Annotated in this window: 24 protein-coding genes; 8 read left to right on the forward strand and 16 right to left on the reverse strand. The window is 68.7% G+C overall.

Features of this window, described 5'->3' with window-relative positions; genetic code table 11:
* Nucleotides 1–94: 94 nt before the first annotated feature.
* Nucleotides 95–1,084 carry an NAD-dependent epimerase/dehydratase family protein gene (locus AC07OH_RS30520; protein ID WP_495303184.1) on the forward strand — a complete coding sequence of 330 codons (990 nt, stop codon included), beginning with the start codon at nucleotides 95–97 and terminating at the stop codon, nucleotides 1,082–1,084.
* A 7-nt stretch (nucleotides 1,085–1,091) separates the two neighbouring features.
* On the opposite strand, the gene AC07OH_RS30525 is transcribed toward AC07OH_RS30520, so the two are convergent.
* The 5 genes from AC07OH_RS30525 to AC07OH_RS30545 all read right to left on the reverse strand — a co-directional run bounded on the left by AC07OH_RS30525 (nucleotide 1,092) and on the right by AC07OH_RS30545 (nucleotide 5,011).
* Nucleotides 1,092–2,036: a glutaminase gene (locus AC07OH_RS30525; RefSeq protein ID WP_495303185.1), complete on the reverse strand. Its 945-nt coding sequence runs from the start codon at nucleotides 2,034–2,036 to the stop codon at nucleotides 1,092–1,094.
* On the reverse strand, nucleotides 2,033–2,941 hold the full coding sequence (locus tag AC07OH_RS30530) for a DMT family transporter (RefSeq protein ID WP_495303186.1): 909 nt from the start codon (nucleotides 2,939–2,941) through the stop codon (nucleotides 2,033–2,035). Before AC07OH_RS30530 ends, AC07OH_RS30525 begins: the two co-directional genes overlap by 4 nt.
* A gap of 92 nt (nucleotides 2,942–3,033) precedes the next feature.
* Nucleotides 3,034–3,540, reverse strand: coding sequence for a BON domain-containing protein (locus tag AC07OH_RS30535; protein WP_495303187.1), 507 nt, complete (start codon nucleotides 3,538–3,540; stop codon nucleotides 3,034–3,036).
* The gene (locus AC07OH_RS30540) at nucleotides 3,537–4,046 is read right to left on the reverse strand and encodes a flavin reductase family protein (RefSeq protein ID WP_095948513.1); all 510 of its coding nucleotides are present in this window, start codon (nucleotides 4,044–4,046) and stop codon (nucleotides 3,537–3,539) included. Before AC07OH_RS30540 ends, AC07OH_RS30535 begins: the two co-directional genes overlap by 4 nt.
* A gap of 50 nt (nucleotides 4,047–4,096) precedes the next feature.
* The gene (locus AC07OH_RS30545) at nucleotides 4,097–5,011 is read right to left on the reverse strand and encodes a LysR family transcriptional regulator (protein ID WP_495303188.1); all 915 of its coding nucleotides are present in this window, start codon (nucleotides 5,009–5,011) and stop codon (nucleotides 4,097–4,099) included.
* Between the two features lie 123 nt (nucleotides 5,012–5,134).
* Here AC07OH_RS30545 and AC07OH_RS30550 point away from each other — a divergent pair, with 123 nt between their 5' ends.
* The gene (locus AC07OH_RS30550; protein WP_495303189.1) at nucleotides 5,135–7,135 is read left to right on the forward strand and encodes an alkyl/aryl-sulfatase; all 2,001 of its coding nucleotides are present in this window, start codon (nucleotides 5,135–5,137) and stop codon (nucleotides 7,133–7,135) included.
* A 6-nt stretch (nucleotides 7,136–7,141) separates the two neighbouring features.
* Here the strand turns inward: AC07OH_RS30550 and AC07OH_RS30555 are convergent, their stop codons facing one another.
* Nucleotides 7,142–8,371, reverse strand: a complete 1,230-nt coding sequence (locus AC07OH_RS30555) for a nucleoside recognition domain-containing protein (protein ID WP_495303190.1) — start codon at nucleotides 8,369–8,371, stop codon at nucleotides 7,142–7,144.
* Nucleotides 8,372–8,467: 96 nt separating this feature from the next.
* On the opposite strand from AC07OH_RS30555, the gene AC07OH_RS30560 reads away from it, so the two are divergent.
* The 3 genes from AC07OH_RS30560 (at nucleotide 8,468) to AC07OH_RS30570 (ending at nucleotide 11,764) form a co-directional block, all read left to right on the forward strand.
* Nucleotides 8,468–10,060: a phospholipase D family protein gene (locus AC07OH_RS30560; RefSeq protein WP_495303191.1), complete on the forward strand. Its 1,593-nt coding sequence runs from the start codon at nucleotides 8,468–8,470 to the stop codon at nucleotides 10,058–10,060.
* 85 nt (nucleotides 10,061–10,145) lie between these two features.
* Nucleotides 10,146–11,315: an ABC transporter substrate-binding protein gene (locus AC07OH_RS30565; RefSeq protein ID WP_495303192.1), complete on the forward strand. Its 1,170-nt coding sequence runs from the start codon at nucleotides 10,146–10,148 to the stop codon at nucleotides 11,313–11,315.
* Between the two features lie 101 nt (nucleotides 11,316–11,416).
* Complete coding sequence (locus tag AC07OH_RS30570) at nucleotides 11,417–11,764, forward strand: hypothetical protein (RefSeq protein WP_495303193.1); 348 nt, start codon at nucleotides 11,417–11,419, stop codon at nucleotides 11,762–11,764.
* Nucleotides 11,765–11,768: 4 nt separating this feature from the next.
* Here AC07OH_RS30570 and AC07OH_RS30575 read toward each other — a convergent pair whose 3' ends face one another.
* The 8 genes from AC07OH_RS30575 to AC07OH_RS30610 all read right to left on the reverse strand — a co-directional run bounded on the left by AC07OH_RS30575 (nucleotide 11,769) and on the right by AC07OH_RS30610 (nucleotide 19,546).
* Nucleotides 11,769–12,497, reverse strand: coding sequence for an ABC transporter ATP-binding protein (locus tag AC07OH_RS30575; RefSeq protein ID WP_062470470.1), 729 nt, complete (start codon nucleotides 12,495–12,497; stop codon nucleotides 11,769–11,771).
* Complete coding sequence (locus tag AC07OH_RS30580; RefSeq protein WP_495303194.1) at nucleotides 12,490–13,260, reverse strand: ABC transporter ATP-binding protein; 771 nt, start codon at nucleotides 13,258–13,260, stop codon at nucleotides 12,490–12,492. Before AC07OH_RS30580 ends, AC07OH_RS30575 begins: the two co-directional genes overlap by 8 nt.
* Nucleotides 13,257–14,219: a branched-chain amino acid ABC transporter permease gene (locus AC07OH_RS30585; protein ID WP_307696760.1), complete on the reverse strand. Its 963-nt coding sequence runs from the start codon at nucleotides 14,217–14,219 to the stop codon at nucleotides 13,257–13,259. The genes AC07OH_RS30580 and AC07OH_RS30585 overlap by 4 nt, the downstream gene beginning before the upstream one ends.
* The gene (locus AC07OH_RS30590; protein WP_495303195.1) at nucleotides 14,216–15,076 is read right to left on the reverse strand and encodes a branched-chain amino acid ABC transporter permease; all 861 of its coding nucleotides are present in this window, start codon (nucleotides 15,074–15,076) and stop codon (nucleotides 14,216–14,218) included. The genes AC07OH_RS30585 and AC07OH_RS30590 overlap by 4 nt, the downstream gene beginning before the upstream one ends.
* 36 nt (nucleotides 15,077–15,112) lie before the next feature.
* A complete protein-coding gene (locus AC07OH_RS30595; RefSeq protein ID WP_062470481.1) occupies nucleotides 15,113–16,315 on the reverse strand; it encodes an ABC transporter substrate-binding protein in 1,203 nt (400 codons plus the stop codon).
* A 97-nt stretch (nucleotides 16,316–16,412) separates the two neighbouring features.
* Nucleotides 16,413–16,736: a 2Fe-2S iron-sulfur cluster-binding protein gene (locus tag AC07OH_RS30600; protein ID WP_062470484.1), complete on the reverse strand. Its 324-nt coding sequence runs from the start codon at nucleotides 16,734–16,736 to the stop codon at nucleotides 16,413–16,415.
* 8 nt (nucleotides 16,737–16,744) lie between these two features.
* Nucleotides 16,745–18,190, reverse strand: coding sequence for a glutamine synthetase family protein (locus AC07OH_RS30605; protein ID WP_495303196.1), 1,446 nt, complete (start codon nucleotides 18,188–18,190; stop codon nucleotides 16,745–16,747).
* A 9-nt stretch (nucleotides 18,191–18,199) separates the two neighbouring features.
* On the reverse strand, nucleotides 18,200–19,546 hold the full coding sequence (locus AC07OH_RS30610; RefSeq protein WP_495303197.1) for an aromatic ring-hydroxylating dioxygenase subunit alpha: 1,347 nt from the start codon (nucleotides 19,544–19,546) through the stop codon (nucleotides 18,200–18,202).
* A 297-nt stretch (nucleotides 19,547–19,843) separates the two neighbouring features.
* Between AC07OH_RS30610 and AC07OH_RS30615 the strand changes: the two genes are divergently transcribed.
* Nucleotides 19,844–20,578 (forward strand): GntR family transcriptional regulator, encoded by a 735-nt coding sequence (locus tag AC07OH_RS30615; RefSeq protein WP_495303198.1) that lies wholly within the window; start codon nucleotides 19,844–19,846, stop codon nucleotides 20,576–20,578.
* A gap of 89 nt (nucleotides 20,579–20,667) precedes the next feature.
* Nucleotides 20,668–21,288: a TetR/AcrR family transcriptional regulator gene (locus AC07OH_RS30620; RefSeq protein ID WP_495303199.1), complete on the forward strand. Its 621-nt coding sequence runs from the start codon at nucleotides 20,668–20,670 to the stop codon at nucleotides 21,286–21,288.
* A gap of 19 nt (nucleotides 21,289–21,307) precedes the next feature.
* On the opposite strand, the gene AC07OH_RS30625 is transcribed toward AC07OH_RS30620, so the two are convergent.
* Together AC07OH_RS30625 and AC07OH_RS30630 are read right to left on the reverse strand one after the other, a co-directional pair.
* The gene (locus tag AC07OH_RS30625) at nucleotides 21,308–22,114 is read right to left on the reverse strand and encodes a metallophosphoesterase (protein ID WP_495303200.1); all 807 of its coding nucleotides are present in this window, start codon (nucleotides 22,112–22,114) and stop codon (nucleotides 21,308–21,310) included.
* Nucleotides 22,115–22,454: 340 nt separating this feature from the next.
* Nucleotides 22,455–23,438 (reverse strand): LysR family transcriptional regulator, encoded by a 984-nt coding sequence (locus AC07OH_RS30630; RefSeq protein ID WP_495303201.1) that lies wholly within the window; start codon nucleotides 23,436–23,438, stop codon nucleotides 22,455–22,457.
* 123 nt (nucleotides 23,439–23,561) lie between these two features.
* Here AC07OH_RS30630 and AC07OH_RS30635 point away from each other — a divergent pair, with 123 nt between their 5' ends.
* A complete protein-coding gene (locus tag AC07OH_RS30635) occupies nucleotides 23,562–24,104 on the forward strand; it encodes a hypothetical protein (protein WP_495303202.1) in 543 nt (180 codons plus the stop codon).
* The last annotated feature ends 424 nt before the right edge of the window (nucleotides 24,105–24,528 follow it).

Genomic DNA, 24,528 nt, shown 5'->3' on the forward strand with positions numbered 1-24,528 from the left:
CGGAAATGTATGGCCGGTGGTACATGTTCGGCAATTCCATTCGAACCCCATCCTGCCCAGAATTCACCCATCGATCACTGTTCAGGAGCATTTCATGGCACCCAACGACAACACGGTTCTGGTGCTCGGCGCCACGGGCGGCATCGGCGGCGAGGTGGCCCGCCAGCTGTGCGATGCGGGCTGGGAGGTGCGCGCTTTGAAGCGCGGCGCGGTCGAGGGGAAGCGCGAGGGCATCACCTGGCTGGCCGGCGATGCGATGGACGCGCAGGCCGTGCGGCGGGCCGCGAAGGGCTGTTCGGTCATCGTGCATGCGGTCAACCCGCCGGGCTACCGCGGCTGGTCGGAGCTGGTGCTGCCGATGCTCGACAGCACCCTCGCCGCCGCGAAGGCCGAGGGCGCGACCGTCGTGCTGCCCGGCACGGTCTACAACTTCGGCCCCGATGCCTTCCCGCTGCTGGCCGAAGACTCGCCGCAGCGCCCGCTCACCGCCAAGGGCGCGATCCGCGTCGAGATGGAAAAGCGCCTCGAAGACGCCAGCCGCGAGGGCGCGCGCGTGCTGATCGTGCGCGCCGGCGACTTCTTCGGCCCGAAGGCCGGCAACAACTGGTTCTCGCAGGGGCTGGTGAAGGCGGGCCAACCCGTCAGGGCCGTCAGCTGCCCCGGCGACCCCGGTGTGGGCCACCAGTGGTCGTACCTGCCGGACGTGGCCCACACCATGGTCGAGCTGCTGGCGCGGCGCGACCGGCTCGCGCCCTTCGCGCGCTTTCACATGGCCGGCCACTGGGACGCCGACGGCACGCGCATGAGCGACGCGATCCGCAAGGTGGTGGCCCGGCGCACCGGCGCCCAGGTGCGCGTGTCGGCCTTTCCCTGGTGGCTGCTGGCGCTGGCCTCGCCCTTCGTCGCCACCTTTCGCGAACTGCGCGAGATGCGCTACCTGTGGCGCACGCCCGTGGGCATGGACAACGCGAAGCTGGTGGCCTTCCTGGGCCGCGAGCCGCACACGCCGCTCGAGGAAGCGGTGGAGGCCGCGCTCGACGGCATGGGCTGCCTGCCGACGGCGCCGGTGGCCGTCGCGGCCTGAATGCAGGTCAGAACACTGACAGCCCGGTGCGCGCCACGAACAGCTCCAGCGCCTTCATGCCCAGCAGCGAGTTGCCGGTGGCATCGAGCGCCGGCGACCACACGCACAGCGTGAGCTGGTCGGGCACCACCGCGACGATGCCGCCGCCCACGCCGCTCTTGCAGGGCAGGCCGATCGAAAAGGCCACGTCGCCGGCCGCGTCGTAGGTGCCGCAGGTGAGCATGAGCGAGTTGATGCGGCGCGTCTGCCGTTCGCCCGTGACCTCGGGCTCGCCGGCGATCGGGTGCGCGCCGTCGCGGCACAGGAAGGCGGCGGCGCGCGCGAGCTGGCGGCAGCTCATGCGCAGGGCGCACTGGTGGAAGTAGGTGTCGAGCACCTCGGCCACGTCGTTGTCGATCTTGCCGAAGCTCTTCATGAAGTTGGCCAGCGCGACGTTGCGAAAGCCCGTGTCGGCCTCCGACTGCGCCACTTCATCGTCGAAGCCGATGCGCTCGCCGCACAGGCTGGTCATGAGCGCGAGGATGTCGGCCTTGGCACTGCCGCCCTTGGCCTTGGCCTGGCTCACGAGCCGGTCGGCCACCGCGATGGCGCCGGCATTGATGAAGGGGTTGCGCGGCTTGCCTTGTTCGTTCTCCAGCTGCACCAGCGAGTTGAACGGGTTGCCCGAGGGCTCGCGCCCGATGCGCTCCCACAGCGCGTCGCCCATGCGCTGCATGGCGAGCGTCAGCGTGAAGAGCTTGGACACGCTTTGAATGGAGAAGGGCGTCTCGAAGTCGCCCGCACCAGCTTCCTCGCCGTCGCAGGTGCGCAGCGCAATGCCGAACTGCCGCGCATCGACGCGCGCCAGCGCCGGGATGTAGCTGGCCACAGTGCCGCCCTGGCCGAGCTGCAGGCGCAGGGTGGCGACGATCTCGTCGAGGACGGGCTGGAACCGGTGGAGTGTCTTGCTCATGCCGGGCGTTGTACCGCAGGCCGCCTGTTCACCAGCACGATGCCCAGCGCCACGCCGATCAGCGCCACCACCAGCTGCAGCGTGAGCGGCTCCTTCAGCAGTGCCACGCCGAAGATCAGCGCGAACAGCGGCGTGAGAAAGGTGAAGGACGACATCTGCGTGGCCGGGTAGTGCCGCAGCAGCCACATCCAGGTGAGGTAGCTGGCGAAGGCGCCCACCACCGTCTGCAGGCCGATGGAGGTCCAGGCCCAGGCGGAGTACGAGAAGCCCCAGGTCTCGCCCAGCGCGAGCGACAGCAGGGGGCACACGGCGGCGGTCACCGCCACCTGGTAGAAGAGCGTTTTCTCGGCGCTGGCCGTGGCCAGGCGCGTGGTGCGCAGCGTGAGCGTGGTCAGGCCCCAGAGCATGCCGGCCGCCAGCGCCATGCCGTCGCCGATGAGCTGCGACGAACTCATGTGGCCGAAGCCTTCGCTGAAGGCCAGCACCACGCCCGCGAAGGCGATGAACAGGCCCAGCCACTGGAAGCCGCGCAGCCGCTCGGCCGGCACCCAGCGCGGCAGCAGCAGCGAGACCCAGAACGGGGCCGTGTACAGGAACACCGTGAGCCGCGAGGCGCTGGTGTGCTGCAGGCCCAGGTAGATGCCGGCGAACTCGCCCGCGAACAGCAGGCCGGCCAGCAGCCCGGGCCACAGCGTGCCGTCGCGCTCGAACAGCGGCACGCGCCGCACCGCGCACCACAGCCACAGGAGCACGACCGCGCCGACCATGCGCACCGTGGCCTGCCACAGCGGCGGCACCTCGGTCACGGTGGTCTTGATGAGGATCTGCTGCAGGCCCCAGAACGCGCAGCAGACGATGAGCAGGCCGATGGCCAGGGAGTCGAGGTGGGTCTTGCGCTGGATCATTCGCGGTCAATCGGTGGCGGCACGGGCGGCGGTGTGCCGCCGAATTCATCCGATGATCGTAGCGCGCCGGCGTAAAAGCCGTGCGCCAGCGCTCAGTGCCCGGCCAGCGGGTAGGGCGGCTTGCCGCGCGTGCCCACCATCAGGTCGGGCACCACGGTCTCGACGTCGGCCACGGTGCGCGCCGCGCGTTCGAGCTTGCGGGCCAGGGCCGCGTCGGGCACGCAGCCCTGCAGGTAGACCCAGCGGCGCTGCACCGTGACCCACACGCTGCTGCGGCGCACGCCCGGCACCGCGAGCAGCGCGGCGCGCACCTTGGGCGCGAGCGGCTTGTCGTAGCGGTAGGCGTTGCTGTCGGTGCACTTGCCGGCGAGCCAGCAGCTGGTGCCGCGCTCCAGCCGCGAGTGGGTCTGCGCGCGGCGTTCCTCGGCGGTGTAGTAGGGGCCCTGCGGCATGGGGCAGGCCGGCAGGCCCGCGGCGACCTGGAAGAAGGGGTCGTCGAACCAGTTCTGCCGCAGCGGCGACGATGGCTCAGGCGTGCCCTGCGCCGTGGCGATCCGCGCGGCGAGCAGCAGGACGGCCAGCAGCGCGGGGTGTTTCACAACGGGTGCTCGGTGTAGAAGCGCCCGCCGTGGAACAGCAGCGGCGAGGCGTCGGGGTCGTGCGTGCAGCGCTCCACCTCGCCCACGAAGATCACATGGTCGCCTTCGTCGTAGCGGCTGCGGTTGAAGCACTCGAAGCTCGCCGCCGCGCCCTGCAGCACCGGCGCGCCGCCCAGGCCTTCGGTGTAGGCCACGTCGGCCCAGCGGTCGATGTTCTTGGTGGCGAAGCGCTCCGCCAGCGTCTTCTGGTTGGCGGCCAGGATGTTGACCGCGTAATGCGAGCCGGCGCGCAGCGCCGACATCGACGCGGCCGCGCGCGCCAGGCTCCACAGCACCAGCGGCGGCGCCAGCGACACCGAGTTGAACGAGTTGGCCGTGAGGCCGACCAGGCTGCCGTCGGCCGCGCGCGCGGTGACGATGGTCACGCCGGTGGCGAACATGCCGAGTGCCTTGCGGAATTCGCCGGGCGAGAAGGAGGGGGGCTGGGCCCGGCGGGAAGTGGTCACGGGAGAACGGACGGCAAGGCGGTGAACGGCGGAGAGGGGGCCATTTTGGCTCAGGCTCCGGTGGCCTGCTTGGCGGGCCCGAGCAACTCGGTCACCAGCCGGGTATAGACCGTGGCGGCGGCCGAGGGCGTGCGGCCCGCCAGCGTCACCAGGCTGTAGTGGGTGCGCATGCGCGACAGGCCCGCCACCGGCAGCGGCGCGAGCGCGGCGGTCTCGGGCGTGAGGCCGGGCGCGTGGGGCGCGAGGATCACCGCGTGGGCCGTGAGCGCGAGGTGCCGCAGCGTGTCGGCGTCGTCGCAGGTCACATTGAACACGCCGCGGTCGGTGCGGCGGATCTGCCGGTCGAAATACGCGGCCACTTCGCTGGGCAGATGCGGTCCGGCCACGGGGTAGTCCATGAGCTGTTCGAGCGTGACCGGCGCCGGCTGCCTGAGCAGCGGATGCCGGGGCCGCACGAAGAAGGACACCGGCACGTTGGGCAGCCGCGCCAGCTTCAGGCCGGGCTGCTTCTTCAGGTCGCGGGTGTCGGCGATGAACAGGTCGATCTGGCGCCGGTGCAGGCGCTCGCTCAGGGTGGGGGTGTCGGCCACTTCCATGCGCATCAGCAGCTGCGGGTGGCGCTGCGTCATGAGCGACAGCGCCGCGCGCCCCAGCAGCCCGGCCGCGAAGGGGCCCAGGCCGACGTTGAGGCTGCCGAGCGTGAGGCCTTCGAGCTGCTGCACCTCGCGCTGGATCTGCCGCGCGTCGGCGACCAGCTCGCGGGCCCGAGCCAGCACCAGCTCGCCGGCCTGCGTGAAGCGCACGGTGCCGTAGGCGCGGTCGACCAGGCGGGCCTTCAGCGCCTGCTCCAGCGCGTCGATGCTGCGCGAGAGCGCTGGCTGCGACAGGTGCACGGCCTGCGCGGCACGCCCGAAGCTGCCTTGCTCGGCGAGGGCGATCAGGTGCTGGAGGTGGCGCAGCTGCATTTTGCGTTTTGGTTCAAAAGCAAGCGCACATTTTGCATTTGCCAAGGGGTTGGGTGCTTCCGAAAATCGGCCGCTGCCTTCCCGTGCCCCCGTCGTCCGACAGACCCCAACCCCGAGACATCGATGACCCGCATTGCTTCTGCCGCTTCTTTCGCGCCCCGCCGCTTCTCCCTGGCCCTCGTCGCCTGGGCCTGTGCCTTCACCGCCACCGCGCAGCCGGTGGTCGCGCCCAAGGCGGCCGAGCCCGTCACGCTGAAGGCCAACGCCGACATGGCGAAGGCGCTGCCCTTCGCCAACAAGCAGGACTTCGAGGACGCGATGCGCGGCTTCATCGGCACCGTGCCCGACGCACTGGTGAGCGGCAGCGGCCCGCGCCCGGTCTGGAACATGAAGCCCTACGACTTCCTGAAGGCGAACGAGGCGGCCGACACGGTCAACCCGAGCCTGTGGCGGCAGGCGCAGCTCAATGCGATCCACGGCCTGTTCAAGGTGACCGACCGCGTCTACCAGGTGCGCGGCTTCGACCTGGCGAACGTCACCATCGTCGAAGGCGACACCTCGCTGGTCGTGATCGACCCGTTGCTGGCCGCCGAGACCGCACGCGCCGCGCTCGAGCTGTACTACCAGCACCGCCCGAAGAAGCCGGTCGGCACGGTGATCTACACGCACGGCCATGCCGACCACTTCGGCGGCGTGAAGGGCGTGGTCAGCGAGGCCGATGTGGCCGCGGGCAAGGTGCAGGTGATCGCGCCCTCGGGCTTCATGGAATCGGCGGTGGCCGAGAACATCCTGGCGGGCAACGCGATGAACCGCCGCTCGCAGTACCAGTTCGGCACGCTGCTGCCGCCGGGCGCGCGCGGGCAGGTCGACACGGGGCTGGGCAAGGCGCTGGCGCGCGGCAGCGTGACGCTGATCGCGCCCACCTCGACCATCGAGAAGACCACCGAGGAGCGCACCATCGACGGCGTGCAGATCGTGTTCCAGCTGGTGCCGGGCTCGGAGGCGCCGTCCGAGATGCTCATGTACCTGCCGCAGTTCCGCGTGCTCAACATGGCCGAGGACGTGACGCACAACATGCACAACCTGTACACGATCCGCGGCGCCGAGGTGCGCGACGGCAACCTGTGGGCCAAGTACATCGACGAGGCCCGCGTGGCCTTCGGCGACAGGACCGACGTGCTCATCGCGCAGCACCACTGGCCCACCACGGGGCGCGAACGCATCGTCGACCTGCTGAAGAAGCAGCGCGACATGTACAAGTTCATCAACGACCAGTCGCTGCGCCTGCTGAACCACGGCTACACGGCGTCCGAGATCGCCGAGACGCTGCGCATGCCCGCGAGCCTGGAGCAGGAGTGGTCCACGCGCGGCTACTACGGCACGCTGCGCCACAACGCGAAGGCGGTCTACCAGAAGTACCTGGGCTGGTACGACGCCAACCCGGCCAACCTGAACCCGCTGCCGCCGGTGGCGCAGGCGAAGAAGACGGTCGAGTACATGGGCGGCGCCGACGCGGTGGTGGCGCGCGCCCGCGAAGACTTCAAGAAGGGCGAGTACCGCTGGGTGGCCAGCGCGATGAGCCAGGTGGTGTACGCCGACCCGGCCAACCGCGCGGCACGCGAACTCGGCGCCGATGCGCTGGAGCAGCTGGGCTACCAGTCGGAGGCGGGCACCTGGCGCAGCGCCTACCTGGTGGGCGCGATGGAGCTGCGCAACGGCGTGCCGAAGATCCCGGGCGGCAGCAGCGCGAACGGCGACACGCTCAAGGCGGTGAGCAACGAACTTTTCTTCGACTTCCTCGGCGTGCGGCTCGATGCGGCCAAGGCCGAGGGCAAGACGATGGTCGTCAACTGGAACTTCACCGATTCGAACCAGAAGTTCGTGCTGACGCTGGAGAACTCGGCGCTCACGCACGTGAAGAACCAGCAGGCGGCCGGCGCGGATGCCACGGTCACATTGAGCCGGGCGACGCTCGATGCGATCACCCTGAAGCAGACGACCTTCCCAGAGGCCGTGCAGTCGGGGCTCGTGAAGATCGACGGCAACCGGGCGAAGCTGGGCGAGCTGTTCGGGATGCTCGACAACTTCGACCTGATGTTCCCGGTGGTCGAGCCCCGCAAGTAGGCGGGCTCAGCCGAAGAACCAGTAGCAGACCGCGATCGCAGCCACCACCCCCGCCAGCTCCGCCAGCAAGGCACAGGCCACGGTGTGCCGGGCGCGCTGGATGCCCACGGCCCCGAAGTACACCGCCAGCACGTAGAACGTGGTCTCGGTGCTGCCCTGGATGGTGGCGGCCACCAGCGCGGGGAAGCTGTCGACGCCCTGGGTCTTCATGGTCTCGATGAGCATCGCGCGGGCCGCGCTGCCCGAGAAGGGCTTGACGAGTGCCGTGGGCATGGCGTCGACAAAGCGCGCGTCCCATCCGCCCGCCTGCACCAGCCAGCGCAGGCCGTCGAGCGCGAAGTCGAGCGCGCCCGAGGCGCGCAGCACGCCCACCGCGCACAGCATCGCGACAAGGTAGGGCAGCAGGTGCTTCGCGATGTCGAAGCCTTCCTTCGCGCCTTCGACAAAGGCCTCGTAGACCTTGATGCGCCGGATCGCGCCGGCCGCCAGGAACACGATGATCACGCCGAACAGCGTGAGGTTGCCCAGCAGCGACGACAGCGAGGCGATGGCCGCCGCCGACAGCGTGCCCAGGAGCGCCATGAAGCCGCCCAGCAGCAGCGCGCCGGGCACCAGGTAGGCCAGCACCACCGGGTCCCACAGCCGCAGGCGCTGCACCACCGCCACCGACAGCAGGCCCACCAGCGTCGAGGCGCTGGTGGCCAGCAGGATCGGCAGGAACACCAGCGTCGGGTCGCTCGCGCCCTGTTGCGCCCGGTACATGAAGATGGTGACGGGAAGCAAGGTCAGTGACGAGGCGTTGAGCACCAGGAACAGGATCTGCGCGTTGGTGGCCGTCACGGGGTCGGGGTTCAGGCGCTGCAGTTCGCGCATGGCCTTCAGGCCGATGGGGGTGGCGGCGTTGTCCAGCCCCAGCGCGTTGGCCGCGAAGTTCATCGTGATGAGCCCCAGCGCCGGATGCCCCGCCGGCACGCCCGGCATCAGCCGCCGGAACAGCGGCCCGAGCAGGCGCGCGAGCCAGCCGACGAGCCCGGCAGCTTCGGCGATGCGCAGGAAGCCCAGCCACAGCGTGAGCGTGCCGAACAGCAGCACCATCACTTCGACGGCCAGCCGCGCCATCGCGAACAGGCTTTCGACCAGCGCCGCGAACACGGTCGGGTCGCCGCCGACGAGCCACCGTCCCAGCGCTGCGAGCGCCGCCATCCCGAAGAACCCCAGCCACAACCCATTGAGCACGCGTTTTTTCCTTCTTTTCGTTGGCTGCCGTGTGTGCCGTTGATCATAGGGCGGCATGCCGCCCCGGCCGGGCTCTGCGGCGCTACAGTGCGACCCATGGCCGCCGCCCTGTTCCGCCTCCGTCGCTTCGTCGCCCTGGTGTCGAGCGGGCTGGCCATCGCCTGGCTCGCGGGCTGCGCCAGCCTGCCGCCGCCGCAGCCGCACCCGGTGCTCACGAGCGCGATCACCGACGTGGCCGACACCGACCTGGGCCGGCTGGCCGCCCAGGACGCGCCGCAGGGCGGGGCAGCGGGGCTGTCGGGCTTCCGGCTGCTGCCCGAGGCGGCGTTCGCGTTCGACGCGCGCATCTCGCTGGCGCGCCACGCCGAGAAATCGCTCGACGTGCAGTACTACCTGATCAGCAACGACGACGTCGGCCTGCTGTTCCTCAAGGAGCTGCGCGAGGCCGCCGCGCGCGGCGTGCGCGTGCGGCTGCTGGTGGACGACCTGTACACGGCGGGCGAGGACGAGGTGTTCAGCAGCCTCTCGGCCTTCCCGAACATCGAGGTGCGGCTGTTCAACCCGCTGCCTTCGCGCGCCGGCTCGCTGCCCGCGCGGCTGCTGTTCTCGCTGGGCGACTTCGGGCGCATCAACCACCGCATGCACAACAAGCTGCTGGTGGCCGACAACAGCTTCGCGGTCTCGGGCGGGCGCAACATCGCCAACGAGTACTTCATGCGCAGCACGGCGGCGAACTTCATCGACATGGACGTGCTCTCCAGCGGGCCGATCGTGCGGCGCATGTCCGAGGGCTTCGACCGCTACTGGAACAGCGACCACGCCTGGCCCATCGAGCGCATCGTGCCGCAGCGCCTGCCGCTCGAGGAAGCCCAGCGGCGATTCGATGCCCTGGCGCGCGCGGCCGTGCCGGACGTGCCCATGCAGCAGCGCGACGTGCTGGGCAAGTCGCCGGTGGGCGAGCAGCTCACCACGGGCCGCATCGACCGCTACTGGGCGCCGGCCACGCTGTTCGTGGACGACCCCGACAAGATCACGCGCAAGGCCGAGGCGGCCTACGGCGGCAGCGTGACCGAGGGCGCGCTCGGCGTGATCCAGGCGGCGAAGCACGAGGTGAAGATCGGCTCGCCGTACTTCATTCCGGGCGCGCGCGGCATGGCGATGATGAAGACGGCCATCGAGCGCGGCGGGCGCATCACGGTCATCACCAACTCGCTGGGCGCCACCGACGAGCCGCTGGCCTATGCGGGCTACGAGCGCTACCGCGCCGACATGCTGAAGATCGGCGTCACCATCTACGAGATCGCGCCCACGCTCTCCGGGCGGTCGGGGCGCTTCGGCGACTTCGGCAAGTCGATCAGCCGCCTGCACGCCAAGCTGGCGATCGTGGACGACCAGCGCTTTTTTGTCGGCTCGATGAACCTCGACCACCGCTCGGCCGCCGTCAACACCGAGATGGGGCTGGTGATCGACAGCCCGCGGCTGGTGCAGGACTACGACAAGCTCATGAACGGCGAGCGCGTCAACCTGGGCTACCGGCTGCGGCTCGCGCCGGGCGGGCGGCGTGTGCAGTGGCTCGAATACGACGACGCTGGCGGCGACATCGTGCACGAGGACGAACCGGGCGAATTCCTCTGGCTGCGCTTCAAGAACTGGTTGCTTTTACCCATCGTGGGCGAGGAGCTGCTCTAGGGTTTGTCATGACCGATCCAGCGAGGTGCGTTACATTTCTGTTTGAAATGTGAACTTTTGTCACCGACTATTGGAGGCTTTGATCATGACCGTCCCCGTGCCGCGCGAGTCGACCGCGCCGCTTTCCACCAGCCGCCGCCGCGCCCTTTCCGGGCTGGCCGCCACGACGGCCGCCGCGGCCGGCGTCGGGCTGGGATTTCCGGCGTTCGCGCAGAACCGTGCGATCCGCATCGGGACGACCTTCGACAACAGCAGCGTGGAAAAGGCCAACGGCCAGGGGCTGTACCAGGGCTCCAGCGCGTTCTTCAACGCGCTGAACAAGGCCGGCGGCCTGCACGGCAGCAAGGTCGAGCTCGTGATGGCCGACGACACCTTCAAGCCCGAGGTGGCCAAGGCCAACGCGCTGGCCTTCGAAAAAGACAGCTCGGTGCTCGCGCTGGTGCACCCGCTGGGCACGCGCCAGACCGCCGAGGTGATGGACGCGGTGCCCGGCATGGCCGTGGTCGGTCCGATCACCGGCACCATCGCGTTGCGCAAGAAGACCTCGCCCAACACCTTCTGGGTGCGCGCCAACTACGACCAGGAGGTCGACAAGCTGGTGAGCACGGCCGCCGTGCTGGGCCAGACCCGCATCGGCCTCGTGCATTCGAACGACCCGCTGGGCCAGTCGGTGCTGGCGGCGTTCAAGAACGCGCTGGCCAAGGCCAAGCTGGAGCCGGCGGTGATCGCCACCACGCCCAACACCACGAGCATGGAAGTGGGCCCGGCCGCCGAGGCCATCGCCAAGGCCAAGCCGCAGGTGGTGGTGGTCGGCCTGGCCGGCACGGCGCCGGTGTTCCTGAAGGCGCTGCGCGGCGCGGGCAACAGCAGCTCGGCCTACGGCCTGTCGATCACGGCCAGCGCGCTGTCGGCCATGGGCGACCTGGCGCGCGGCCTGGGCTTCGTGATCGTGGTGCCGTCGCCGTACTCGACCAAGTTCGAGATCGTGCGCCGCTACCAGGCCGACATGGTGGCCAACGGCACCAAGGACTTCTCGCTCACCAGCCTGGAGGGCTACATGAACGCCGCCGTGCTGGCCGAGGGCCTGCGCCGCGCCGGCCCCGCGCCGACGCGCGCCGCCGTGCTCGGCGGCATGGCGAGCATCGAGAACTTCGACCTGGGCGGCGTGAAGATCAACTACGGCCGTTCCAACCGCGAAGGCGGCCAGTTCGTGGACGTGGCCGTGATTGGCAGCCGCGGGCAGATGCTGAGCTGATGCGGTCGAGGCGTACCGCGCGCTGCGGCGCACGGTAGCGCCTGCCGGTACGCCGGCACACGCACGGCGCTGTCGCGGGCCGGCGTGCTTACAGTGCGGCCATGACCCTCGAACTCATCCTGGGCCTCGGCCTGCTGGCCCTGGTGCTGCTGGACCTGGCCCTGTTCTTCCTCGTGCGCTGGGCCGTGCTGCGCGAACACCTTGGCCCGCTGGCGGCCAGCCTCGTCTACGGCCTGTGCCTGGCCGTGCTGCCGTACTTCGTGTGGTGGGGCCTGGGCACCCACGTGCTGTTCGGGAAGGACACGACCTTCCTGGCGCCCGTGGTGGACGTCGGCCTGGCCTTCATCCTCTACACCTGCGTGTGGCTGTCGTGGGGCGTGAGCCTGATCGCCGGCGGACTGGCGTCGTGGCGTTTCTTCGTGCGGGCCCGGCGGATCGGCCTGGCCTGACGGCTCAGCCGGCCGGCGCCTCGGCGATGCCGACGCCCAGCAAACCTTCGAGCAAGTCCTTGTCGGCCGCCAGCGCCGCGCTCGGGCCGGCATGCACCACGGTGCCGCGCTCCAGCACGATCGCCTGGTGCGTCATGTCCAGGGCCAGCACCGGGTGCTGCTCCACCACGATCGAGGCCAGGCCTTCCGACTCGCACAGGCGCCGGATCGCCGCCGCCAGCTCTTCCACGATGATCGGCGCGAGGCCTTCCATCGGCTCGTCGAGCAGCAGCAGCTTCGGGTTGGTCATGAGCGCGCGGCCGATGGCCAGCATCTGCTGCTCGCCGCCCGAGAGCTGGTTGCCGTAGTTGCCGCGCCGCTCGCGCAGGCGCGGAAAGAATTCGTACACGCGCTGCAAGGTCCAGCTGCCGGGGCGGGCGATCACCGTGAGGTTTTCTTCCACCGTGAGCGAGGGGAACACCTCGCGCTCCTGCGGCACCCAGCCCAGCCCCGCGCGCACGCGCTGGTGCGCGGGCCAGCGCGTGATGTCGGCGCCCTGCCAGCGGATCGCGCCCTGCATCACGCGGGTGTTGCCCATCAGCGTTTCGAGCAGCGTGGTCTTGCCCACGCCGTTGCGCCCGAGGATGGCCAGGCTTTCGCCGGGCCGCAGCGAGAAGTCGAGGCGGTCGAGGACCACGGCGTTGCCGTAGCCGGCGGTGACGCGGTCGAAGGCCAGTGCGGCGGTTTCAGCCATGGTGGTGCGAGCTTCCCAGGTAGACCTCGCGCACGCGCGGGTCGGCGCCGATCTCGGCGGGCGTGCCTTCGGTGAGGATGCGGCCGCCCACCAGCACCGAGATGCGGCGCGCGAAGCGGAACACGAGCTTCATGTCGTGCTCGATGAAGAGCACGCTGATGTCGGCCGGCAGCGCCGCAATGGCTTCGAAGAGTTCGCCGCTCTCGTCTTCCGGCACGCCGGCGGCGGGCTCGTCGAGCAGCAGGATGCGGGGCTTGGCGGCGAGCGCCAGCGCGATCTCGAGCAGCCGCTGCTTGCCGTAGGCCAACTCGGCCACGGGCACGTCGGCCAGGGCGTCGAGCTTCAGCGTGGCCAGCAGCGCATGCGCCTCGTCGAACACGGTGGTGCAGCCCTTGAGCGGTCGCCACCACGTGGCGCCCAGCCCTTCGCGTTCGCTGATGGCCAGCACCACCGACAGGAGCGGCGTGAGGCTGGGGAACAGCGTGTTGATCTGGAAGGTGCGCGCCAGCCCCATGCGGGCGCGCTTGTCGCCAGGTAGGCGCGTGATGTCGCGCTCGCCCAGGCGGATCGATCCGCTGGTGGGCTTGAACACGCCCGTGAGCAGGTTGATGAGCGTGGTCTTGCCGGCGCCGTTGGGGCCGATCAGCGCCTGCCGCGCACCGGGCTCGAGCGACAGGTTGACGTCGCTCACGGCCTGGAAGGCGCCGAAGCGGATGCCCAGGTTCTGCGTGCGCAGGGCGTGCGTGGTGGTGGTCGAGGTCATCGTGCCTTCCCCGTGCGCACCACGCGCGAGAGCGCGCCCATGATCCCGCCGCGCCCGAGCATGACGGCCGCGATCAGGAAGATGCCGAGCCAGAACATCCAGTACTGCGGGTTCATGTCGGCGAACCAGTCGTGCACCAGCATGTAGACGATGGCGCCGATGAGCCCGCCGTACAGCCGCCCGGTGCCGCCGAGCACGAGGATGATCAGCACTTCGGCCGAGCGGTTGAAGCTGATCGATTCGATGCCGACGAACTGCGTGGTCTGCGCCAGCAGCGCGCCCGCCACGCCGGCCACGGCGGCCGACATCGCATAGGCCATGCGCAGGCGCGCTTCCACCGGCGAGCCGATGGCCGTCATGCGCTTGCGGCTGTCGTGGATGCCGCGCAGCGCCAGGCCGAAGGGCGAGCGCAGCACCAGCCGCACGAGCAGGAACATCGCGAGCACCACGCCGAAGGCATAGCCGAACGCGGTCTTGCCGTAGAGGTCGAAGTCGAACAGGCCGAGCACGGGGGCAATCACCACGCCCTGCAGGCCGTCGGTGCCGCCCGTGATGCCCGAGAGCCGGTTGGCCAGCTCGAACAGCAGCACGCACACGCCGATGGTGATCATCAGCCGCGTGAGGTCGGCGCCGCGCACCACGAGGTAGCTCAGCACGTAGCCCAGCAGGCCGCACACGGCGAGCGCGAACGCCAGGCCGGTGAAGGGCTCGCTCCAGCCGTACTTGGCGAGCAGGCCGGCCGCATAGGCGCCCGCGCCGAAGAAGGCCGCGTGGCCCACGGTGAGGATGCCCGCGTAGCCCAGCGCCATGTCCAGCGACACGGCGAAGAGCCCGAAGATCATGATCTGGCTCATCAGCGTGAGCTTGTCGGGCAAGAGGAAGAAGCTCGAGGCGAGCGCGAGCCAGAAGGCGATTTCGGCCACGCGCAGTTGCGCGGGGGACAGGCTCAGCGGCTTCATGCGAGCCCCTTCTTGGCGACGATGCCGTTCGGGCGCACCAGCAGCATGACGATCATGAACACGTAGATGAGAAAGGCGCCCGTTTCAGGCAGGTAGTACTTGCCCGCCACGTCGACGATGCCGACCAGCAGCGCCGCAATGAAGGGCCCGGTGACGGTGCCCGCACCGCCCACGCACACCACCATCAGGAAGTAGACGAGGTACTTGAGCGGGAACGACGGCTCCAACCCCAGCATGCCCAGGCTCAGCGCGCCGCCCAGGCCCGCCAGGCCGCAGCCCAGCGAGAAGGTCAGGAAGAACAGGCGCTGCACGTGGATGCCCGTGCCGCCCGCCACGCGCTGGTTGTCGACCGCGGCGCGCACCATCGCACCGTAGCGCGTCTTGCCCAGGCCCAGCAGCAGCGCGACCAGCACGGCCACGCCGCAGCCGATCAGGAACAGCCGGTAGCGGCCCACTTCGAGGCCGAGCAACGACACCTGGCCTTCGAGCGCCTGGGGCAGCGTGAAGGGCTGCATGGTCGGGCCGAAGAAGTAGGTGAAGGCGGCGATCGAGACGAACACCACGCCGATCGACAGCAGCACCTGGTCCAGCGGGTGCGCGCGGTACAGCCGCCGGTAGAACACGAACTCCAGCACCGCGCCCACCAGCGCCGCCGCCACGAAGGCCGCCGCCAGCGAGAGCCCGAAGCCCAGGCCCCACTGGTTCATGAGCACGCTGGCCGCGTAGCCGCCCACCATCGCGAAACTGCCGTGCGCGAGGTTGACGAAATTCATGAGTCCCATCGTGATGGACAGGCCCACGCCGATGAGAAACAGGAGCATGCCGTAGGCCACTCCATCGAAGATCACGATACCCATGAATTTCCTGCTTGCTGCGTGCTGGCTGGCGTTGGCTTACTTGGGAGCGGCTTCCTTGGCCGGGTCCTTGACGCGCTCGAACTTGTCGAACTCCACGTTCACCAGCTGGCCGTTGGCGCGCTCGGTCTTGCGGATGTAGACGGTCTGCACGATGTCGCGCGTGGCGGCGTCGATCTCGATCGGGCCGCGCGGGCTCTCGAAGCTCAGGCCCTTGAGCGCGTCCATGAACTTGTCGCCGGCGGTGTCGCCCTTGGTCTTGGCCAGCGCCAGGTCGATGGCGGCCATGGTGTCGTAGGCGGTCACGGCGAAGTAGCTGGGGCGCAGCTTGGTGCCGTTGTCGGCGGCGAAGTCCTTCACGAACTTCTGGTTCTTCGGCGAGTTGTGCGCGAACGAGTAGTGGTGGCTGGTCACGAGGCCCAGCGCCACGTCGCCGGTGGCGTCCAGGTAGCTGTCGTCGGTGGCTTCGCCGGTGGCGAACAGCTTGATGCCGGCCTGCTCCATGCCGCGTTCCTTCCACACCTTGAGGAAGGCCGGCGGCATCACGCCCGAGGGGAAGAAGAAGAACACGGCCTGGGGCTTGGCGTCCTTGATGCGCTGCACGTAGGCCGAGAAGTCGGGGTTGTTCATCGGCGTGCGCACCTCGCCCGAGACCTTGCCGCCGCCGGCGGTGAAGGCCTTCTTGAACGCGGTCTCGGCGTCGACGCCCGAGGCGTAGTCGGCGACCACGGTGTAGGCGTCCTTCACGCCCTGCTTGAGCATGTAACGCGCCATCGGGTCGGTGACCTGCTGCACGGTGAACGACAGGCGCGCCACGTAGGGCGAGCTGGTGGTGATGGCCGAGGAGGCCGCGTTCATCACCAGCGTGGGGATCTTGGCCTGCGTGGCGATGGCGCCCACGGCGTAGGCGTTGGGGCTGAAGTCCAGGCCGGTGAGCACGTTCACCTTGTCGCGCACGATGAGCTCCTGCGCGATGCGCTTGGCGGCGTCGGGCGCGGGGCCGGCGGTGTCCTTCTTGATGATCTCGACGGTGCGACCGCCCACCTTGCCGCCGTGCTCCTTCAGATAGAGCGCGATGCCGGCGTCGAACTGGCGGCCGTAGTCGGCGTAGGGGCCGGAGTAGGTCGCGATGAGGCCGATGCGCAGCGGCTCCGTGGTCTGGGCTTGAGCGGCACCCGCCATGCCGAGGCCGGCGAGCAGCAGGGTCGAGAGGAGGGTTCGCTTGGTCATCGTCGTCGTCATGAAAAAACGCCTTTCAGTGGGAGTGGAATGCGCCGCACGGGCGCCGCTGGCTTGTAACCGGATGTTTGGCAGCGGGCGATGATGCCCGACGCGTTGGTCAGACCTGTGTATCGGGCACACGCACCGTGAGGCCATCGAGGGCGGCGCTCACGCTGAGCTGGCAACTCAGGCGCGAACCGGGCCGACGCTCGGACGCGACGGCATCGAGCAGCGCGCTTTCCATGTCGTCGGGCGGCGGCAGCAGTTCGAGGAACGCGTCGTCGACATAGACGTGGCAGGTCGCGCACGAGCAGCAGCCGCCGCACTCGGCATCGATGCCGCGCACGTTGCCGCGGATGGCGGTCTCCATCACGCTGGCGCCGACCTTGGCGTCGACCTCGCGCGTGGTGCCGTCCTTGAGGATGTAGTGGATCGTGGGCATGGAAGGGTTCAGAACATGTCGAAGTACTCGCGGTGTTCCCACTCCGAGACTTCGAGGTTGAAGCGGGCGATTTCCGCTTCCTTGATGTGGCACAGGTAGTCGACGAAGGTCTTGCCCATCTGCGCGTTGAGCATCTCGTCGCGGCGCAGGCAGGCGAGGGCGTCGCCGAGCGATCGCGGCAGTTGCTCGGCCGGTGTTTCGTATGGCGCATCGGCCGAGGGGCCGGGGTCGGTCTGGTGGCGGATGCCGTCCAGCCCCGAGAACAGCTGCGACGCGAGGTACAGGTACGGGTTGGCCGTCGGCTCGCCCACGCGGTTCTCGATGCGCGAGGCGTTCTGGCCCGGGCCGCCGAGCACGCGCAGCATCGCGCCGCGGTTGTCGCGGGCCCAGATCGCGCGGTCGGGCGCGAGCGAGAAGGGGCGGTAGCGGCGGTAGCCGTTGATCGTCGGGCTGGCCAGTGCCGCCGCGCCGCAGGCGTGCGCCTTCAGGCCGCCGAGGTAGTGCATGCCGATCTCGCTGAGGTCGCGCCCGCCGGGCTCGGGCATGAAGGCGTTCACGCCGTCGCTCTTGCGGCGCAGCGACTGGTGCAGGTGCCAGCCGCTGGACATCACGTTCGGGATCTTCGGGCGGCACATGAAGGTGGCGTGCAGGCCGGCGCGCTGGCAGATCTGCTTGATGGCGCTGCGCAGCAGCACCATGGTGTCGGCGGGCGTCACGCCGGCCGTGGGGCCGAAGGTGAGCTCGAACTGGCTCGGGCCGAACTCGATCTCCAGCGAGCGCAGCGGCAGGCCGAGCGCCACGAGCTGCGAGCGCAGCAGTTCCATGAGGCCGTCGACGCGGTCGTAGCGCAGCTCGGTCAGGTACTGGTGGCCATGCGAGAGCAGCGACACGCGCGGCGGTTCGCCGGGCTGGCCCGAGTCGCCCAGGCCCATGCGCGCGTCTTCGAGCTTGAAGACGTGGAACTCGACCTCGAGGCCGGCGATGAAGTCCAGCCCGAGTTCGTCGAGCTGCGCCACCGCGCGCTGCAGGATCTGCCGCGTGGCGAAGGGGCAGGGCCGGCCGTCGGCCATGTAGGCGTCGCACAGGATCCAGCCGGTGCGCGGCGCCCAGGGCAGCACCTTGAAGGTGGCGGGGTCGGCCACGATGGTGAAGTCGGCGCCGCCCTGCAGGCCCTCGATGGCGAAGCCGCCGCCTTGGGTGAACACGGGGAACACGGTCTTGTGCGAGGTGTCCTTGGCCAGCAGGGTGGAGGTGAGGTTCACGCCCTCCCACAGGGCCGAGCGCGCCTCGCCCGCGACCAGGGTCTTGCCGCGCAGCAGGCCGTGCTGGTCGGGCCAGGCGAAGCGGACGGTGTCCACCTCGCCGCTGTCGATGCGGCGCACGAGTTCGCGCGCCTGCGCATGCTGGTCGGCCGACCAGAGACCGAAGCGGTCGACGAAGGTGTGGCTGTTCATGGCGCGTGCTCAGGCAGCGGCAGCAGCAGCGGCCAGGCGTGCGGACGCCCAGTCGGACTTCAGGCGGCGCGCGCGGTCGGCGTCCTGCCAGTAGGCCTCGGTGGCGGCTTCGTCGACCACCTTGCCGATGCCGTCGATCGACGGCGGGCCGGTCATGGCGCTGGCCTGCGCGGCGGCGATGAGCATCGGCGCGGTTTCGCCGGCGAGCGTGGACTCGATGGCCTTCACCAGCACGCGGCGGTAGGCAATGATCCCCTTGTCGGTGCTGCCCAGGTGCTCGCGCGTGCGGTCCTGGATGGCGCCCTGCGACTCCACCGCCCACTGGTCGTGCACGTTGATGTCGTCGCCCATGCCGGTGTAGGTCTCGGTCAGCTGCTCCTCGATGCTGTAGCCGTAGTTGTTGCGCTTGTTCTTGCGCGAGGTGTAGTCGGGCAGCTCGTAGAGCTTCAGGCGCTGGTCGCGCATCTGCTGCTTGTCGACCGGGCCGGTGAAGCTGGTGAACACGGCATACCAGTAGCAGTGCGTGTCGTCCACGGGCACGTGCCATTGCGAGATGGTCATCTCGGCGCTCATCGGGATCACGAAGGCCTGCGGGAACACCACGTTGGTCACGCGCACGTGGGTCGTGTCTTCGGACAGCTTGCGCAGCGCCTTCAGGCGGAAGCCGTAGTCGGTGGGCTCCACGCTGATGTCGGGGCGGTCGTACTCGCGCAGCACCTTGGTGATGGGCATGTCGGAGTCGGCCGAGGCGCCGCGGAACTGCTTGCCGTAGCTCTCGGAGGTGTCTTCGTCCTCGAAGAAGCGGTGCAGGTACGAGGCGTGCGCGGGGTCGATGCCCACTTCGAGCGCCTGCAGCCAGTTGCATTCGAAGAGGCCCTTGAACGCGAAGGTGTGGCTGTCGGGCGCGACGAAGCAATCGAAGTCGGGGAAGGCCGGGGGCTCGCCCTCGCCGATGTACGCGAAGACGATGCCGGCCTTCTCGACCACCGGGTAGGCCGACTGCTTGATGCGGCTGCACAGCTTGCTGGTGGCGGGCTCGGCGGGGGTCTCCAGGCAGTTGCCCTTGGCATCGAACAGCCAGCCGTGGAAGGCGCAGCGGATGCCGCCGTTTTCCAGCCGGCCGAAGGCCAGGTCGGCGCCGCGGTGCGGGCAGTCGCGGTCGAGCATGCCGAGCTGGCCGCTCTCGTCGCGGAACAGCACGAAGTCCTGGCCCATGAGCTTCACGGGCTTGACCGGGCGCGGGCCCGCCAGTTCGTCGGCCAGGGCCACCGGCTGCCAGTAGCGGCGCAGCAGCTTGCCGGCGGGGGCGCCGGGTCCGACGCGGGTGATGAAATCGTTTTGCTCGGCGCTGATCATCGTGCGGGCTCCATCGAGAGGTCTTTGTCAGAAGGCCTGCAGGCATTGCATGCAGTTGTATGCATTGTCTTGGTGATTTTTGACAAAGGTCAAACTTTCATCGGCCGATTCGCCCTGTTTTGGGGCTTGAAGCGGTCATATATAGGGTTAACTCTGAGGTGATTGTGTGTTTTTGACACACTTCTGTTTGCAGTGCATGCAACAACCGCGCCCGTTTGGCTATGCTGCGTGCAGTGGCGGGCGGGTCTCCTAGAATCCGCCCATTCATCCCTCTCCTTGTTGCCCTGGCGCCTCCCGATGGACTCCCAACAATCCCGCGTGCTCGTGCAACTGCGCGACCTGATCCTCAAGGGCGAATTCGTGCCCGGAGAGCGGCTGGCCGAGATCCCGCTGGCCGAGAAGCTCGGGGCCTCGCGCACGCCGGTGCGCCTGGCGCTGGCCAGCCTCGAGCACGAAGGCCTCATCGAGCAGTCGCCCAGCGGCGGCTACCAGATGCGCCGCTTCACCTCGCAGGAAGTGGCCGACGCGATCCGCGTGCGCGGCGTGATCGAGGGCTTTGCCGCCCGCCTGCTGGCGGAAGACGGCGTGCCGCGCCAGCTGCTGCGCGACCTGAAGGACTGCCTGGAAGACGGCGACCGCGCCGTCAACAAGCCCAGCATGGAGATCGACGACTACGCGGCCTACGTCGAGATGAACGACCGCTTCCACCGGCTGATCCTCGAAGGCTGCGGCAACCTCGCGCTCAAGCGCGTGATGGACATGCTCGGCGGCCAGCCCTTCGCCGCACCCAGCGCGATGCTGCCCATGCAGTCGTCGATGGAGGAGGGCCAGCAGTGGATGCGCCAGGCGCACCGCACCCACCACGCGATGGTGCAGGCGATCGAGCGCGGCCAGGGCTCGCGCGCGCAGGCGCTCGGTGAAGAGCACGTCGAGATCGCGCGCATGAACCTCGACTACGCGCTGGAGCGGCCCGAACTCGCCGCCGAACTCATGCCGGGCATCCGCCTCGTGGCCAAGGGCCGCACCGCCTGAGCGATAAAACTGCCCGGTCTGCAACAGACTGACTGGTATTTCGGCATCCGCGGCGTCTGGCCGGCGACGGTCATGACTAGAATTTCCGCATGAATGCCGCCGCCGTTCCCGCCAAGCCCTCGTTCAAGGAGCAGATGCTGCTGGCCCGCGAGGACGCCATCGTGCAGACCGCGAGCCGCCTGCTGGCCGAGAAGGGCTTCGAGTCGATGACCGTGGACGAGGTGGCCGCCTCGGTCGGCATCGCCAAGGCCAGCCTCTACAAGCACTTTCCCAGCAAGGAAGACCTGGCCGCCGCCGCGATGGTGCGCATCATGCAGCGCACGCAGGATTTCCTGGCGTCCGTGCCGGCCGACCAGCCGCCCGTCGACAAGCTGCGCGCGGTGGTGCGCTGGGCCATGGAAATGCAGCTGGCCGGCGAAATGCCCTCGCTGCCGCACCAGAATTCGGTGCTGCGCGCTGCGCTGATGAAGCACCGCGGCTATCTCGACCGGCTGGTCGCGATCAGCGAAGTGCTCGGCGGCTGGATCCAGTCGGCGCAGGCCAACGGCGCGCTCAACCCGAAGCTGCCGGCGATCGCCGTGCTCTACACGCTGTTCGCGCGCGCCTGCGATCCGGTGCTGGGGTTCCTGAAGGCGGGTGGCCTGCAGAGCGACGCCGAGATCGTCGAACTGGTGCTCGGAACCTGCTTCGAGGGGCTGGCGGCGCGCTGAAGATCGGTCGATCGATCGGTCAGTTGATTTCGATCAGCAGCTGGGGCTGGTAGCCCTCCTGCTCGCCGTTGCTGCGATAGCCCAGCGGGTTGGCGACCACGCGGCAGCCGTCTTTCACATAGTCGAACGGGCAATGCAGATGGCCGTGCAGCCACAGCTTCGCGTGCGGTAGCAGTTCGTCGAGCGAATTGCAGAAGCCCGCGGTGCCGGGCGTGAGCCCGTAGCGGGGATCGGCGCTCGCCAGGCTGGGCGCGAAATGGGTGATGGCCACTGTCGTGCCGTCGTAGGGCTGGGCCAGCGCGTCGCGCAGCCAGGCCTGGCATGTGAGTGCTTGCTCTCTCATTTCGGCCGCCATGAAAGGCTTGCCGTCGCGGGTGCCGGCCATCTTCTCGAGGTAGAAGTCGGCTGCGCGCATCGCCTTGCCGCGTTTCTTGAGCGCCTCGGCGAGGCCATCGCGGGGCTCGACCAGCGCGTCGAAATCGGCCCACAGCGTGGTGCCGATGAAGCGGATGCCCTCGATGACCAGGGTCTCGCGCTCGAGCCAGAGGATGCCGAGCTCGTCGCACAGCGCACGCAGGCGTGCGTGCGTGGCGTCGAAATCGAGGTTGTCGTACTCATGGTTGCCCGGCACGTAGACCACCGGCGTCGGCCAGCCCTTGCGCGGCGAGTAGCGGCCCAGCCCGAAGTCGGTGTCCGTCAGGCGGGAGCCTTCTTGGTAAGAGCCGATATCGCCTCCCAGCACCAGCAGGTCGGCGCCCGGGATGGGGTCGGCATGAAAGCGCGGATGGGATTCCAGGTGCAGGTCGGAGAGCAGTTGCAGCTTCATCGTGGGGTCAGTCTAGGTGAATCGCACCATGCGTGAGATGCATAACCTGGGACTTGCTTTACTAGGGATTACCCTTAATCTACATCCATCGTTAATCAACCCCGTCGCAGCCGCAAGCCGCGCACCGTCATGTTCAGTCTTCTTGCCCAAGTGGCCCGTTTCTTCCGTTCGTCGCCGAGCCAGACCCCCGCCTGCCACGCTGCTGCGCTGATGGAAAGCGCCGACAGCCGTGCCGGTCGCGGTGCGCACCACGCGCAAGAGCTGCGTGCTGCCGCTTCCGCCTGGCTCAGCGTCGTCAGGTAACTGACGCGCGCCGCCGCCTCGGGCGGCGCACCTTGAATCAAAGGGCGGGTCCCACCTGCCCGTGGACCGAGCCGGCGAACGCCGCGGCTGCCGAGCGCAACAGCGCCGTTCGCAGCCATTCGTGCGAATGCCCGTGCTGGGCGCGCCGGTGCCAGATGGCATCCACGTGCACTGGCGGCTGATCGAAGGGCAGGTCCCGCACCACCAGCTGATTCTCGATGCCCGTCACGCTCACGAAGTGGCGCGGCAGCACCGCCAGCAGGTCCGAATTCGCGACCACGCGCCCGGCGGTGAAGAACTGATTCACCGTCACCGCGATCCGTCGCTCGCGGCCCATGGCGCCCAGCGTCTGGTCGATGAAGCCGTAGGGGCGCCCCGAAAAACTCACCAGCAGGTGCCGCGCCGCGCAGTAGTTGTCGAGCGTCAACGGTGCGCTGGCCAGCGGATGGCCGCGTCGCATCACGCAGACATACTGGCCCAGATAGAGCCGCTGGGTCTCGAACGGCACCCCCACCCCCGACTGCCCGCGCGCCGCGAGGCTCGCGATCACCGCCGGAAAGTAGCCGACGGCCATGTCGACCTCTTCGTGCTCCAGCATGCGGCGCGGGTCGCGCGTGGTCAGCGGCAACACGCGCAGCGAGATGGCGGGCGCTTCTTCTTCCGCAATCTTCACCAGCCCCGGCATGAGTTCGGCGGCCGTGGCGTCGGCCATGGCCAGCAGGAAGGTCGTGTCGGCAGTGCCGGCGTCGAATTCACCAGGTGCCAGCGTGTGCTGCAGCTGGCGCAAGGCGTCGCGCACGGTTGGCCAGAGGGCTTGTGCACGCGGCGTGGGCTCCACGCCCGCACCGGAGCGCCGCACCAGTTCGTCGCCCAGCAGTTCGCGCAGGCGGCGCAGCGAGTTGCTCACGGCCGGCTGGGTGATCGCAAGGTTGCGGGCGGCGCGCGTGAGGTTGCGCTCTGCCATCACCTCGTCGAAGACGCGCAGCAGGTTGAGGTCGAATGTGCGGAAATTGACGTCCATCAGCGATATGAATGATAAACATCAGAAAGATAAAGTGGCGGAACACTGGGGTAATCCCTAATATCGGGTCATCGGCCTTGTTCGCCACCACTGATTACCACTTATCCCCAGGAGGGATGCATCATGACCAGCTTTGTCCACGTTGACCAACCCACCGAACATCCCGGCGTCCGTCGCGCCGAAGTTCTCTTTGGCCAGATCCAGGCCGCCCGTGCCGGTGCCCATGGCGCCCGTCCGCTGATCGCACTGTTCGTGCTGGCCCTGGCGGCTGCCGTGCTGGTGGTCGCCGACAAGATCGTCTCCAACTGGGATGAAGGCGCGCTGCTCGCCGCATGGACCGTGTTCTGTGTCGCGGCCATCGCCCTGTTCGCGCTCTTCGTCGGCTCGGTCCGCAAGAGCAGCCTGGCCACCCTGTGGCGCGAAGCTGCAGAACGTCGCGCTGAAGCCCGTGCAGATGCCCGCTTCCTGGCGACCGCCCAAAGCGACCCGCGCATCATGCAAGAGCTGCAAGCCGCAGTCTGGCGCCAGCAGGCGGACGACGTCGCGTCGGTGGAAGCCGTCGCCAAGGTCGACGCCCTGGCCCGCATGAACCGTCGTTCGCAAGAAGTGCGCATGCCCACGCTGTACGAAGCGATGCGCCGCATGAACAGCTCGCGCTACTACTAAGCAAGACTGAGCCGGGCGCTGAAGCGCTCGGCTGCAGTTGAGGGGATTCAAATGCCCGTCAGACGTATGTCTGACGGGCATTTTCATTTGGGGGAGGGCGTGGTGCACCGATCACGATCGCCCCATCTTGGTCGATGGGGGCGGTCGAGGTGTGCGGGAGTTGCGCAACGGCGCTCTTCCTGGAGAGTGAGCCTCTATCTCTATATATATAGAGGGGGGCCGGCTCCAGGGAGAAGCCGAAGCAAGATCAACGTTGGCTGACGCCGCCCAAGACGGGAGCGCGGCGCTTAATGCAGATTCTTTTCATCCTATGTTGGCTAGAGCACCCAAAATGACATATACTGGCAGGCTTCGCTGCTGAATACCTCTGGTTTTCGAAGCGACTGGTGCTCTTAGGGGTGTTGGTTGTGAGTGGTGAAGAAAG

Source organism: Variovorax sp. GW821-FHT10C12 (assembly GCF_059415405.1).